The following is a 13,374-nucleotide window of genomic DNA, read 5'->3' as shown; positions in this document are numbered from 1 at the left end:
CGGTTGAGACGGTCAGGCGTTCTCAGGCATTCACGCGTTCAGGCAGGGCTTCACAGGTGGCGGCGTCGGGCGGCGACCTGCCGGTCGTACTCCTCCCGGGCCTTGACCGCCGCCGGACGGCTCGCGGTTTCGGCTACCGGAACATCCCACCACGCCTGTGCCGGAGGGGGGCCCGACACTGTGTCGGGCGTTTCGGTCTCGACGTAGACACAAGTAGGGCCCTCCGCGTCGCGCGCCTCCGCGAGGGCTTTGCGCAGGTCGTCGACGGTGGTGGCGCGCAGGACCCGCATCCCCAGGGAGGCCGCGTTGGCGGCGAGGTCGACCGGGAGCGGCGGGCCGGTGAAGCCGCCGTCGGCGTCACGGTGGCGGTAGGCCGTGCCGAAGCGCTCGCCGCCGACCGCTTCGGAGAGGCCGCCGATGGAGGCGTACCCGTGGTTCTGGATGATCAGCAGTTTCAGCGGGAGGTTCTCCTGGACGGCGGTGACGATCTCGGTGGGGTTCATCAGGTACGTGCCGTCGCCGACCAGGGCCCAGACGGGCCGGGGCCGCTCGTGGGTCCGGGTCGCGAGCAGGACGCCGATCGCGGCCGGGATCTCGTAGCCCATGCAGGAGTAGCCGTACTCGACGTGGTACTGGTCGCGGGAGCGGGTGCGCCAGAGTTTGTGGAGGTCACCGGGGAGCGAACCGGCGGCGTTGATGAGGATGTCGTCCTCGGTGACCAGCGCGTCGAGCAGGCCGAGGACCTGGGTCTGGGTGGGGCGCGCGGTGGGGTCCGGGGTGGTGAAGGACGCTTCGACCTGTTGCTCCCACGCCTCCTTCGCGCCGGTGTACTCCGTCTCGTACGCCGGGTCGACCCGGTAGCCCCGTCCGGCGAGCGCGCTGGTGAGCGCCTCCAGGCCGGTGCGGGCGTCGGCGACCAGCGGGAGCGCGGCGAGCTTGTGGGCGTCGGAGCCGGTGATGTTGAGGTTGAGGAAGCGGACGTTCGGGTGCGCGAAGAGCGTGCCGGAGGCGGTGGTGAAGTCCGTGTACCGGGTGCCGACGCCGATCACCAGGTCGGCGGTGCGGGCCAGCTCGTCGGCGGTGGCGGTGCCGGTGTGGCCGATGCCGCCGACGTCCGCCGGATGGTCGTGGCGCAGGGACCCCTTGCCCGCCTGGGTGGAGGCGACCGGGATGCGGGTGGCGGCGGTGAAGGCGGCGAGCGTCTCCTCGGCCGCGCTGTGGCGGACCCCGCCGCCGGCGACGATCAGCGGACGGCGGGCCGAGCGCACCGCCCGTACCGCCGCTTCCAGTTCCGCCACGTCGGGCGCCGGCCGGCGGACCCGCCAGACCCGCTCGGCGAAGAACTCCTCCGGCCAGTCGTACGCCTCCGCCTGCACGTCCTGCGGCAGCGCCAGCGTCACCGCGCCCGTCTCGGCGGGATCGGCCAGCACCCGCATCGCCTGAAGGGCCGCCGGAATCAGCGCTTCCGGGCGGGTGACCCGGTCGAAGTGGCGCGAGACGGGCCGCAGGCAGTCGTTGACCGACACATCACCGGCGTACGGGACTTCGAGCTGTTGCAGTACGGGATCGGCCGGCCGGGTCGCGAAGGTGTCGCCGGGCAGGAGGAGGACGGGCAGGTGGTTGATGGTGGCGAGCGCGGCACCGGTGACGAGGTTGGTGGCGCCCGGGCCGATGGAGGTGGTCACCGCGTGCGCGGAGAGCCGGCCGGACTGGCGCGCGTATCCCACGGCCGCGTGCACCATGGCCTGCTCGTTACGGCCCTGGAGGTACGGCATGCGGGGCGCGGTCCGGTTCCCGTGGCCGTAACGCCTCCCGTTGCTCTCGCCGTTCCGCGTCCGGTGGCCGTCGCCGTTCCGCGTCCCGCTGCCCGCCTCCACGAGGGCCTGGCCGATGCCGGCGACGTTGCCGTGGCCGAAGATGCCCCAGGTGGCGCTGATCAGGCGGTGGCGGCGGCCGTCGCGCTCGGTGTACTGCCGGGCGAGGAAGGCGACCAGGGCCTGAGCGGTGGTCAGGCGGCGGGTGGGGATGTGCTGCGCGCTTGCGGGGGTCGCGGGGCTCGCTCCGTGGGCGGGACTCGTCGGGCTCAACCTGTTACCTCCGGGCCGGGCGACGGATGCGCCGTGTCCGGGCGGGCCGTCTGCGGATGCGCCGTGTACAGCGGCAGTCTGGCGTCGACCGGCTCGTCCCGCCAGGTGTCGCGGATCCACCGGTGGTCCGGATGGTCGCGGATCAGCCAGGCCCGCTCCTCTCCCGGCCCCGCCATGACGTTCAGGTAGTACAGCGTGCGGCCGGGCGGCGCGATGGACGGGCCGTGCCAGCCGTCGGGGATGAGGACCGCGTCGCCGGTGCCGACCTCGGCGAGGACATCCGTACCGCCTGCGCGCGACGGCGAGACCCGGTGGTAGCCGAGGCCGCCGTTCTCCACCTCGAAGTAGTAGATCTCCTCCAGCTCGCACTCCTCGCCCGGCACGTTCTCGTCGTGCTTGTGCGGCGGGTAGGAGGACCAGTTGGAGCCGGGCGTTAGGACCTCGACGGCGATCAGGCGGTCGCAGTCGAAGGTGTCGGCGGCGGCGAAGTTGTTCACCTGGCGCGAGCAGGTGCCGGTGCCGCGCAGTTCGACGGGTACCTCCGGCGCGGGGCCGTAGCGAGCGGGGAGTCGTCGCTCGCACTTCGCTCCTGCCAGGGCGAAGCGGCCTCCTGCGCCGGAGGCGATCTGCGCTCGGTCGTCGCGTGGCACGTAGGCGAAATCACTCACCCCGCTGAACACGCTTTCCCGGCCCAGCAGTTCGAAGGTCTCGCCTGCCGTACGCACCGTACAGGCACCGGCCAACGGCAGGACGATCCATTCGCACTCCCCGGTGACCAGCGTATGAACTCCGCCCGGCTCCAGCTCGAGAACACGGAGACCGGACCGGTCCCATCCGGCCATTTCCGGATCGATGTCCAGGGCATAGGGCCCGCGCGCGGCGCTGCCGGCGGGCAGATGGCGGCGCGCGGCGGGCGGAGCGCCTCCGGTGCGGTGCCCGTGGTGTTCGTGGTGCGTTTCCATGGCCACTCCTTACCCGGCTACAGCAGCGATACGGCGGTGTCGACGGCCCCCGCCACGTCCCCGTCGACCGGGTAGAGCAACGAACGCCCCACGACCAGCCCGCGCACCGTCGGCAGCCGCAGCGCCTCACGCCACTTCCCGTACGCGCCGTCCAGGTCGTCGCCCACCTCGCCGCCGAGCAGGACGGCGGGCAGCGTCGAGGTCTCCATGACCTGCGCCATGTCGTCCGGATGCTCGGTGACGGGGACCTTGAGCCAGGTGTACGCGGAGGTCCCGGCCAGGCCCGAGGCGATGGCGATGGAGGTGGCGACGGCGGCGGCGCCGAGGTCGTTGCGGAGGCGGCCGCCGACGCGCCGGCAGAGGAACGGCTCGACGAAGACCGGCAGCCGGTGCGCGGCCATGGCGTCGATGGTGCGGGCGGCGGCGTGCAGGGTGTCGAGCGAGCCCGCGTCCTCGTGGTCGATGCGGAGCAGCAGCTTCCCGGCGTCGAACCCGTGGCGGACCAGGTCCTCGGGCCGGTGCCCGGTGAACCGGTCGTCCAGTTCGAAGGCCGCGCCCGCGAGCCCGCCGCGGTTCATCGAGCCCATGACCACCTTGTCCTCCAGCGCGCCGAGGAGGAGCAGGTCGTCCAGGACGTCGGCGGAGGCGAGGACGCCGTCGACGCCGGGCCGGGAGAGCGCGAGGCAGAGCCGCTGGAGGAGCTCGAACCGGTTGGCCATGGCCAGCGCCCGGTCGCCGACGGCGAGAGCACCGCGTGCGGGATGGTCGGCGGCGATGATCATCAGCCGGCCCGGGTGGTGCGTGCTCCCGTGAGCGACGGAGGTGCCGGTCGTACGGAGCAGAGGTCTCCGCTTCCGTCGCGCGGCGGCTTCGGCCACCGCTTCGGGGCGCTCGGCGCGGAGCCGGACCAGTTCGCGGAGGGAGGAGGCGGCGGGGGTCATGAGGCCGCTCCTGAGGGCCCGGCGGTGCTGTCCGCCGGCACGGCTCCCGCCGCGAGCGCCCGCTCCACCTCGTCCGGGAACGGCATCGCGGAGGAGCAGGCGAGGCGGGAGGCGACGATGGCCCCGGCGGCGTTCGCGTACCGCATGATCCGGGCGATGTCCCAGCCGGCCAGCAGCCCGTGGCAGAGCGCTCCGCCGAACGCGTCCCCGGCGCCGAGCCCGTTGACGACCTCCACCGGCAGCGGTGGCACATCGGCGGTGGAGCCGTCTCGGTGAACGGCGAGGACGCCCTTCGGCCCCTGCTTGACCACGGCCAGCTCCACTCCGGCCGCGAGCAGCGCGCGGGCGGCGGCGTGCGGTTCGCGCTCGCCGGTCGCGATCTCGCACTCGTCGATGTTGCCGACGGCGACGGTGGCGTGGGCGAGCGCTTCCCGGTAGCGGGCGGGCGCGACCGAGCTGTGGTCGCCGCCGTCCCAGAACATGGGCCGCCAGTCGAGATCGAACACGGTCGCGGTACGAGACGCCCGGGCCGGGCTCCCGGTACGAGTCCGGAGCGCCGTCAGCGTCGCCGCCCGGCTGGGCTCGGCGCTGAGCCCCGTACCGGTCATCCAGAAGATCCGCGCATCGCGCACCGCGTCCAGGTCCAGTTCCGGCGGGTGGATCTCCAGATCGGGCGCCTTGGGCCGGCGGTAGAAGTAGAGCGGGAAGTCGTCCGGCGGGAAGATCTCGCAGAAGGTCACCGGCGTCGGATACTCCTCGACCTCCGTCACCCACCGGTCGTCCACCCCGAACCCCTGGAGCTCCTGGTGGAGGTACTCCCCGAAGGCGTCCCGGCCGGTCCGGGTGATCAGCGCCGTACGCCGTCCCAGCCGCGCCGCCGCCACCGCCACGTTCGCCGGGGAGCCGCCGAGGAACTTGCCGAACGTCTCCACCCGGGCGAGCGGCACGCCGATGTCCAGCGGGTAGAGGTCCACCCCGATCCGCCCCATGGTGATCACGTCGTACGGCTCAGGCATACCCATCCCTTCGACCCACCGGTGCGACCCACGGCTCTGCCTACCGGTGGCCGGCTGATCCCAGGTCAGGTCTAGCCCTCTCCCCGGAACCCTGTCAACATTTTGTCCGGACATTCGGACGAACTCTTGACACTCGTCCGCACAGGCCGCGACGCTGGGCGATATGACCCCCTCCGCACCCTCTTCGGCCCGCATCCGTATCGGCTCGGCACCCGACTCGTGGGGGGTGTGGTTTCCCGAGGACCCGCAGCAGGTGCCCTGGCAGCGCTTCCTCGACGAGGTGGCCGAGGCCGGGTACGCGTGGATCGAGCTCGGTCCGTACGGCTATCTGCCCACCGATCCGGCCCGGCTGACGGACGAGACGCGCAGCCGTGGACTGATCGTCTCCGCCGGCACCGTCTTCACCGGATTGCACCACGGCCCCGACGTCTGGGACCGGACCTGGGCGCATGTCGCCGACATCGCCGAGCTGACCCGGGCCATGGGCGCGGAACACCTGGTGGTCATCCCTTCCTTCTGGCGCGACGACAAGACGGGCGAGATCCTGGAGGACCGCACGCTCACGCCCGCGCAGTGGCGGGACCTGACGACCCAGACGGAACGGCTCGGCCGGGAGGTCCGGGAGCGCTACGGCCTCCGCATCGTCGTCCACCCGCACGCGGACACCCACATCGACAGCGAGGAGAACGTCAACCGCTTCCTCGACGCCACCGATCCCTCGCTGGTCTCGCTCTGCCTGGACACCGGGCACTACGCCTACTGCGGCGGCGACAGCGTCAAGCTCATCGAGACCTACGGGGAGCGCATCGGCTACCTCCACCTCAAGCAGGTCGACCCCGAGATCCTGGCGACCGTGGTGGCGGACGAGGTCCCGTTCGGCCCGGCCGTGGCGCGCGGTGTGATGTGCGAGCCGCCCGGTGGCGTGCCCGCCCTGGAGCCGGTCCTGGACGCGGCGCGTGCCCTGGACGTCGACCTGTTCGCGATCGTGGAGCAGGACATGTACCCGTGCGACCCGGACAAGCCGCTCCCGATCGCGCGCCGCACCCGCGAGTTCCTCCGCTCCTGCGGACGGCCCTGACGTCGTACGGAGTGGCAGGGAAGCCCGACGGAGCCCGGCGACCGCCGGGTCACACTCCCGTACGCCCGTCGATGCGCTCGCGGATCAGGTCGGCGTGCCCGCAGTGGCGCGCGTACTCGCCGATCATGTGCGTGTAGATCCAGCGGAGCGTCACCTCGCCGCCCATGAACGGACTGGTGTCGTCGAGCCCCCGGCCCGCACAGTTCTCCCGAGCCCGCCGGATCTCGCCCTGCCACACCGCCACCGCCTCCTCGTACGTGGCGTCCTCGGCCAGCTCGAACCCACCGTCGTGCCCACCGCCACCGCCCCCGCTCCCGTCGGCCGGGGCGAACAGCCGCTCCACGTCCTCCTGCACAAGGACCCGCCGGAACCAGTTCCTCTCCACGGCCGCCGCGTGCTGGACCAGGCCGAGCAACGTCATCGCCGAGGGTGCCGCGGACGCCTCACGGAGTCGCTCCTCGGGCAACTCCGCGCACTTCTGGGCAAGAGTGGCGCGGTAGAAGTCGAGCCAGCTCTCCAACGAGGTGCGCTCGTCGGCGACCAGCGGGGGCATCGAACGCTCGGAAGTACTCATGGTCACCATCGTGGCATCCGGGTCTGACATCGCCCGGGCGGTGAGCAGTGCGCCGCTGTCCTCGCCCTCACAGGTCAGAGCGTCGACTGCTCCACCCTGCCGGTGAACCGGCCGCCCACGCGGGCTGCGAGCCAGTGGACGCGGGCGGTCTGGTCGCCGTTCCGGTTCCGACAGTGCACATGGACGGTGTGGTCCTGCGACGGCTCATTCTGGTAGAGGTCCCGGGAGTTCACCGTCAGGGTGAGGTAGGCGAACTTCTGCGAGATCAGGCATTTACCGTTCACCCCTTCTGTCACACCAGTAACCGTTTCGCCACACATATCTCCGTTACGCGGGTTTTCCGTCACAGGCGCACAACAGCCCCACCCTGCCTGCCGTCCGCAGTCGTTCAACCGAGCGCAGGCTGCGTGATCACGAGGGCAGAACCGGTCCTCAGAACAGAGCAGCGCAGAGAGGTGTCACGGATGACGGACAGAACACTCTGGTCCTACAAGGACATTGCCGCGCACATCCAGGTCCAGCCGGACACCGTCCGCTCCTACCGCAAACACGGCCTCCTCCCCCCGCCCGACCAGGTCAAGAACGGAAAGCCCTACTGGTACGGCGACACCGTCCGCGCCTGGGTCGCCTCCCGCCCACGCAACCGCGGCCGCTGAACCCGGCCCCGCCCGGCCCTACTGCCGGGCCTCCCTCCTGAACAGCGCCGTCCAGAGAAAGGACTCACCGAAGACCGGGGAGCCGGGCGCCTCGTCACGCATGCGGCGCAGCTCGACCTCCGTCAGGCCCGAGAAGATGTCACGCAACTCCTCCGAGGAGTAGGCCAGTCCGCCACCCAGGCTCCCGCGCCGGTAGAGCTCCTCGTCCGGCAGCTCGGAGCCCATGCCGCCCTCCCCCGCCGCGAAGCAGGTGAGCGCGAAATGGCCGCCAGGGGCGAGGCAGCGGTCGAGGAGCGCGAGGTAGGTGATACGGCGGTGGGGCGGCAGGTGGTGGAAGCACCCGGAGTCGTAGATCAGGTCGTACGGGCCCGCCGCCTCCGCCCCCTCCGCTGTCAGGACGAAGGCGTCACCCCAGTGGAACCGGGCCCCGGCTCCCGGCACTTCGGCGCGCTCCTCGGCCCAGGCGATCGCCGCCGGGGAGAGGTCGATCGCGGTGACGTCGAAGCCGTGCGAGGCCAGCGCGTGCGCGTTGCGCCCGGGACCGCAGCCGAGTTCGAGCGCGCGGCCCGGAGTGACCAGCCCCCGGTCGACGTACGAGATGAGGCTCTCGTCGGGCTTTTCCGTGAAGAACGGCACCGGCTTCGTGCGGTCCTCGTAGAGGCCGTCCCACCACGAGGCGGCTTCGGAGGTCCAGCGGTGCGCTTCGGGTGCGAACAAGCCGTCCAGGAGCGTCAGTACGTCGTCCGCCGTGCGGATGTTCCGGTCCATCCGGTCCCCTTTCCTCATGCGCCAATTTTACGGATCGACTGGAAGAAAGCCCAGGTCACAGCTGGTTCGGCGATCGCGCTGGTGGCTCCCGGAGGCGCTGCGGCCGGGTCGGAGACCACCACCCCCTCCGCTCCTGCCGCCAGGCCCTCCGCATGCCTGCCACGGCCCGTCAGAAGGCTTTGCGAAGCCGGCCCGGGAGCCGTTTCCGAACGGATTCCAGGCCGACCGCGCAAGAAGATGCCCTCCTACGCCCCTGCGGCGACCTTCTCGCCGTCCCGACTCCCCGCCTCGGGTATCTCCCCGTCGGCCGTGGGCTCACCCGGGCCGCTCTTCGTACCGGAGGAGCCGGCCGGGGCCGACTCTCCTTCGCTGAGGCCGAACCGCTGGTGGAAGGCGCGCAGCGGCCTGGGGGCCCACCAGGTGGCGTGGCCCGTCAGCTTCATCACGGCGGGGACCAGCAGGCTGCGGACCACCATGGCGTCCATCAGGACGGCGAGGGCGATCCCGAGCCCCAGCATCTTGGTGTTGGTGACCCGTGAGGTGCCGATGGCGACCATCACGACCGCGAGGATCACGGCGGCCGCGGTGATCAGGCCGCCGGTGCGGGACAGCCCGAAGGTGACCGAGCGTTCGTGGTCGCCGGTCCGGTCGTACTCCTCCTTGATACGGGAGAGCAGGAAGACCCCGTAGTCCATGGAGAGTCCGAAGGCGACGCAGAACATCAGGACGGGCAGGGTGGTCTCGATGTCTCCCGTACTGGTGAAGGCGAGGACCCCGGAGAGGTTCCCGTCCTGGAAGACCCAGACCACCGCGCCGAACATGGCCGTCAGGCTGAGGGCGTTGAGCACGACCGCCTGGATCGGGATGAGCACACTGCCGGTGAGCAGGAAGACCAGGAGCAGCGTCACCACGACGATGATGCCGATCGCCCAGGGCAGCCGGTCCGCTATGGCGTCCTTGGAGTCGACGAGGACCGCCGCCGTGCCGGTCACCGAGGTGTCGAAGGAGCCGGCGGGCAGCGCGCGCAGGTCCCGTACGAGCTGCTGGGTGTCCTGACCGACCGCCTCACCGCCGGACAGCACGTTGAAGTACGCGGCCGAGTCCGATGTGAGCGGGCCCTCGACGCCCCGCACGCCCGGGACCTTCTCGATCCGTTCCTTGAGGCCCGCGTACGCCGCAGGCGTCCCCTCCCCCTCGACCAGCATCGACAGGCCGCCGCCGGGACTGCCGGGGAAGCCGTCCCGGATGTGCTCCTGGACCACGCGGGACTCGGCCCCGGCAGGGAGCTGGCGGTCGTCCGCCGTGCCGAACTTGACGCCGAGGAAGGGCAGTCCGAGGAGGACGAGGCCCACCGTGGTGACGATGGCGAAGACCGGTGCCCGGCGCATCACCAGCTCGGCGAAGCGCGCCCACCCCTTGCCGGTCTCTCCAGCAGCGGCTTCCTTCCTCTTCCCGCGGCGCAGCAGACGGCGCAGGTCGAGCGCGTTGACCCGGTGGCCCAGCAGCATGAACGCGGCAGGCAGCAGGATCAGCGCGGCGGCAGCGGCCAGCAGGACAACGGCGATCCCGGCGTAGGCGAAGGACCGCAGGAAGTACTGCGGGAAGACGAGCATCGCCGACAGGGACACGGCGACCGTCAGCGCGGAGAAGAGCACCGTGCGCCCGGCCGTGCGCAGCGTGGTGCCGATGGCCGTCCAGGTGTCGGCTCCCGCGTCCAGCTCCTCGCGGAAGCGGCGGACGATGAACAGGGCGTAGTCGATGGCCAGTCCGAGGCCGAGGGCCGTGGTGAGGTTCATCGCGAAGACCGAGACGTCGGTGAACTCGGTCAGTCCGCGCAGCACGGCGTTGGTGCCGAGGATGGCGACGATGCCGACGAGGAGCGGCAGCATGGCGGCGATCGCGCTGCCGAAGACCATGACCAGCAGGACGAGCGTCACCGGCAGAGCGATGAGCTCGGCCCGCAGCAGGTCCTCCTGGATGATCGTCTGCATCTCCTGCTGGACGGCGACGGGCCCGCCGACCGAGACCTTCACCGGGCCGCGCTCCCCGGCGAAGGCGGGAGCGATCCGTTCGAGCGTCTTGCCCGCCTCCGTCTCGTCACCGCCTATCCGGGCCGCGATGAGTGCCTCGCGGCTGCCCTCGGCGCGCAGGGCCGGCGATGTGGTCTGCCAGTAGGAAGTGACTCCCGATATGCCCTGCTCGGCGGCGAGCCGCTCGGTGAGCCGTGCGGCCTCGGCGGCCACCGCTGGATCGTCCACGGTCGCGGTACCGCTGTCCACCAGGAGGAGCAGATTGGGCTGCGAGGCCGGGAACTCGCGCTCCAGCGCCTCGGTCGCGTACGACGACTCGGCGTCGGGAGCCTGCCAGCCACCGCTGCCCATCCGGTCGGCGACCCCGCTCCCGGCGAAGACGGCGAGGGCGGTGATCACGAGGGCGGCCAGCAGAGCGAGCCGGGGCCTGGCGGTGACGAACCGGGTCCAGCCTCCGACGGGCCGAGGACCCGACGGACCGGACAGACCCGACCGACCCGACGGATCCGACGGATCCGACGGGCCGGATGGACCCGGCAGACCGGACGTACCTGCGGCAGCGGCCGGCGCGGCCGTGCCGGGTGGACCGTTGACTTCGGACATGGCGCGGTGTCCCCTTCACCGAGACCCGGGCGGCGCAGGGCAGCATGGGTCAGTCATTGCCACTTACACTGGCAAACACGAGTAGTCGCTCGCGTTTCACAAGAATGCGAGCGAGCACTCGTGTTTGTCAAACGCATCACGAAAGCTGGGGATTGCCGTGCCGGAGGCCAGAGACAAGAGGGGCGCCGCAGGGGACGGCGCAGCCGGGAAAGCCGCAACCGAGGGGCCCGGTGCGACCCGTCCTCGCCGCCGCCAGGCCCGCGGCGAGGCGCGCATCGCGCAGCTGCTCCGAGCCGCGGCCACCGTCTTCGGCACCACCGGCTACACCGCGTCCAGCACCAACGCCATCGCCCGCGAGGCCGGCGTCTCGCCCGGCACGCTCTACCAGTTCTTCCCGAACAAGGAGGCCATCGCCGTCGAGCTCGGCGACCAGCTGCTCCACCGCTGGCGCGACACCTACGGAGCGGCCTTCGTCCCGAGTCACGTCGAGCTGCCGCTCGACCGGATGCTCGACGCCGTCCTCGACCCGCTGATCGCGTTCAACTGCGAGAACCCGGCGTTCTTCGTACTGATGCACGGTTCGGAGATCCCCGGCCGGATCACCGAGGCGCACGACACCCTGCACGTCACCATGTTGAGCCGGGTCGAGGAGGTCCTTGCCGACTACCTCCCGGACGCCCCCGCCGCCCAGCTCCACCGGGTCGCCGAGATGGCCTTCATGGTGTTCAAGGCCGGGCTCGACCTGGTCCTGGCCAACGAGGGCGATGAGCGCGCGGCGTACATCCGCGAGCTGAAGGCGGCCATGTACCGCTACCTGGACCCGCTCATCGGCGACGACTCACCCCACCTGGCACCGCAAACCCGCCGGGGCCGCACCTCCTAGCACCACACCTCCAAGCGCCGGAGTCCACGAGCGGCAGTCGGCACCGGGCGCACCCTCATCTCGTTAATACCCCCCAGGGGTATAGTGTGGAGTAAGTGAGGCGCCCCGGGGCTCCCTGTGCTCCCCCACGCCCCACGCGTATGCCGAACGTGTCCCCGAAGAGGAGAACGCCATGACCGCCGAGACCGAGCCCACCACCCAGTCCACCGGCTCCTGCTGCTCGCCCGCCGGTTCCTGTCACGGTGGCGGCGGCGCCGACGTACAGATCGAGCCGACGGACTCGGTCACCACGGTGTACGAGGTGAAGGGCATGACCTGCGGCCACTGCGAAGGCGCCGTGTCGGAGGAGATCTCCGCGCTCGGCGGCGTGACGTCCGTCGAGGCCGTCGCCGCCACCGGCCGCGTCACCGTCTCCTCCAAGGCCCCGCTGGCCGAGGACGCCGTGCGCGCCGCCGTCGACGAGGCCGGTTACGAGCTCGTCGGCCGGGCCGCCTGAGCGCCGCCGCACCACCCTCTCTCCGTCGGGCCGTACCCCACCAGCAGATACTGGTGGGGTACGGCCCGACCTGGGTTACCCAGGAGTTCGGACATGGCCAGCACAGCAGCAGCCGGGACCCCGGCCGCCCACGCCTCCGAGGCCGAGCTCGTGATCGGCGGAATGACGTGCGCCTCGTGCGCCGCCCGCGTCGAGAAGAAGCTCAACCGGATGGACGGCGTCACCGCCACGGTGAACTACGCGACCGAGAAGGCCCGCGTCACCTTCAGCGAGGACCTGGAACTGGCGGACCTCGTCGCGACGGTCGAGAAGACCGGCTACACGGCCCGCCCGCTCGGACAGCCGGCGCGGCAGCCGGAGCCGGTGCCGGAGTCACAGCCCGACCCTGGCCCTGGACAGGAGCAGAACCCGGAGCCCGGCACCTCAGGCGCGGACGCCGCCCAGGAGTCCCGTACGACATCTCCCACCGCAACCGCCCCCGAAGCGGACACAGAGCCCCCGACCGAAGGCCCCGTCGAAGCCGGACAAGCCGCCTCCCTCGCCGCGCTGAGGCAACGGCTCACCGTCTCCGCCGTCCTCAGCATCCCCGTCGTCCTGCTCGCCATGGTCCCGGCGCTCCAGTTCGACTCCTGGCAGTGGCTCTCGCTGACCCTCGCCGCGCCCGTCGTCGTCTGGGGCGGCCTGCCCTTCCACCGCGCCACCTGGACCAACCTCCGGCACGGCGCGGCCACCATGGACACGCTCGTCTCGATGGGCACGCTGGCCGCCTTCGGCTGGTCGCTGTGGGCCCTGTTCCTCGGCGACGCGGGGATGCCGGGGATGCGGCACGGGTTCGACCTCACCGTCTCGCGCGCCGACGCCGGCTCCACGATCTATCTGGAGGTCGCGGCCGGGGTCATCACCTTCATCCTGCTGGGCCGCTACCTGGAGGCGCGCGCGAAGCGGGGGTCCGGCGCCGCGCTGCGGGCGCTGATGCACCTGGGCGCGAAGGACGTCGCCGTGCTCAGAGGCGGTACGGAGGTACGCGTCCCGGCCGACCGGCTCGTCGTCGGCGACCGCTTCGTCGTACTGCCCGGAGAGAAGATCGCCACCGACGGCCGGGTCGTGGAAGGCAGCTCGACCGTGGACGCCTCCATGCTCACCGGCGAGTCGCTGCCGGTGGACGTCGGTACGGGCGACTCCGTCACCGGTGCGACGATCAACGCCGGCGGCCGTCTCGTCGTCGAGGCCACCCGTATCGGCTCCGACACCCAACTCGCCCGCATGGCCCGCCTCGTCGA

At 71.5% G+C, this 13,374-nt stretch carries 13 protein-coding genes; 5 read left to right on the top strand and 8 right to left on the bottom strand.

What is annotated here, in order from left to right; all coding sequences use genetic code 11:
• Window positions 1-50: 50 nt before the first annotated feature.
• The 4 genes from iolD to iolC are packed head-to-tail and all read right to left on the bottom strand — an operon-like array spanning window position 51 to window position 5,006.
• Complete coding sequence (gene iolD / locus ABZ267_RS12375; protein ID WP_356750439.1) at window positions 51-2,027, bottom strand: 3D-(3,5/4)-trihydroxycyclohexane-1,2-dione acylhydrolase (decyclizing); 1,977 nt, start codon at window positions 2,025-2,027, stop codon at window positions 51-53.
• Window positions 2,028-2,083: 56 nt separating this feature from the next.
• Window positions 2,084-3,049, bottom strand: coding sequence for a 5-deoxy-glucuronate isomerase (iolB, locus tag ABZ267_RS12370; protein WP_356750094.1), 966 nt, complete (start codon window positions 3,047-3,049; stop codon window positions 2,084-2,086).
• Window positions 3,050-3,066: 17 nt separating this feature from the next.
• A complete protein-coding gene (locus ABZ267_RS12365) occupies window positions 3,067-3,990 on the bottom strand; it encodes a deoxyribose-phosphate aldolase (RefSeq protein WP_356750092.1) in 924 nt (307 codons plus the stop codon).
• Window positions 3,987-5,006, bottom strand: coding sequence for a 5-dehydro-2-deoxygluconokinase (gene iolC, locus ABZ267_RS12360; protein WP_356750090.1), 1,020 nt, complete (start codon window positions 5,004-5,006; stop codon window positions 3,987-3,989). Before iolC ends, ABZ267_RS12365 begins: the two co-directional genes overlap by 4 nt.
• 163 nt (window positions 5,007-5,169) lie before the next feature.
• On the opposite strand from iolC, the gene ABZ267_RS12355 reads away from it, so the two are divergent.
• Window positions 5,170-6,084, top strand: coding sequence for a sugar phosphate isomerase/epimerase (locus ABZ267_RS12355; RefSeq protein ID WP_356750088.1), 915 nt, complete (start codon window positions 5,170-5,172; stop codon window positions 6,082-6,084).
• 49 nt (window positions 6,085-6,133) lie between these two features.
• Here ABZ267_RS12355 and ABZ267_RS12350 read toward each other — a convergent pair whose 3' ends face one another.
• Entirely contained in the window at window positions 6,134-6,658 is a 525-nt protein-coding gene (locus ABZ267_RS12350) for a DinB family protein (RefSeq protein WP_356750086.1), read from the bottom strand.
• A gap of 74 nt (window positions 6,659-6,732) precedes the next feature.
• Window positions 6,733-6,954 carry a hypothetical protein gene (locus ABZ267_RS12345; protein ID WP_356750084.1) on the bottom strand — a complete coding sequence of 74 codons (222 nt, stop codon included), beginning with the start codon at window positions 6,952-6,954 and terminating at the stop codon, window positions 6,733-6,735.
• 168 nt (window positions 6,955-7,122) lie between these two features.
• On the opposite strand from ABZ267_RS12345, the gene ABZ267_RS12340 reads away from it, so the two are divergent.
• Window positions 7,123-7,314, top strand: a complete 192-nt coding sequence (locus ABZ267_RS12340; protein WP_010064909.1) for a MerR family transcriptional regulator — start codon at window positions 7,123-7,125, stop codon at window positions 7,312-7,314.
• An 18-nt stretch (window positions 7,315-7,332) separates the two neighbouring features.
• On the opposite strand, the gene ABZ267_RS12335 is transcribed toward ABZ267_RS12340, so the two are convergent.
• Window positions 7,333-8,082: a class I SAM-dependent methyltransferase gene (locus ABZ267_RS12335; protein WP_356750437.1), complete on the bottom strand. Its 750-nt coding sequence runs from the start codon at window positions 8,080-8,082 to the stop codon at window positions 7,333-7,335.
• 245 nt (window positions 8,083-8,327) lie between these two features.
• Window positions 8,328-10,715, bottom strand: a complete 2,388-nt coding sequence (locus ABZ267_RS12330; RefSeq protein WP_356750082.1) for an MMPL family transporter — start codon at window positions 10,713-10,715, stop codon at window positions 8,328-8,330.
• A gap of 157 nt (window positions 10,716-10,872) precedes the next feature.
• Here ABZ267_RS12330 and ABZ267_RS12325 point away from each other — a divergent pair, with 157 nt between their 5' ends.
• The 3 genes from ABZ267_RS12325 to ABZ267_RS12315 all read left to right on the top strand — a co-directional run.
• Window positions 10,873-11,598, top strand: coding sequence for a TetR/AcrR family transcriptional regulator (locus ABZ267_RS12325; RefSeq protein WP_356750080.1), 726 nt, complete (start codon window positions 10,873-10,875; stop codon window positions 11,596-11,598).
• Window positions 11,599-11,770: 172 nt separating this feature from the next.
• A complete protein-coding gene (locus ABZ267_RS12320) occupies window positions 11,771-12,094 on the top strand; it encodes a heavy-metal-associated domain-containing protein (protein WP_356750078.1) in 324 nt (107 codons plus the stop codon).
• 93 nt (window positions 12,095-12,187) lie between these two features.
• The coding region (locus ABZ267_RS12315) for a cation transporter (protein ID WP_356750076.1) at window positions 12,188-13,374 on the top strand (1,187 nt) is incomplete at its 3' end.

Origin of the sequence: Streptomyces sp. NPDC006174, from assembly GCF_040614075.1 — a bacterium.
Taxonomy (GTDB): Bacteria; Actinomycetota; Actinomycetes; order Streptomycetales; family Streptomycetaceae; genus Streptomyces.
The sequence above is the reverse complement of the archived record's forward strand: the minus strand, read 5'-3'. Positions and strand labels throughout refer to the sequence as shown.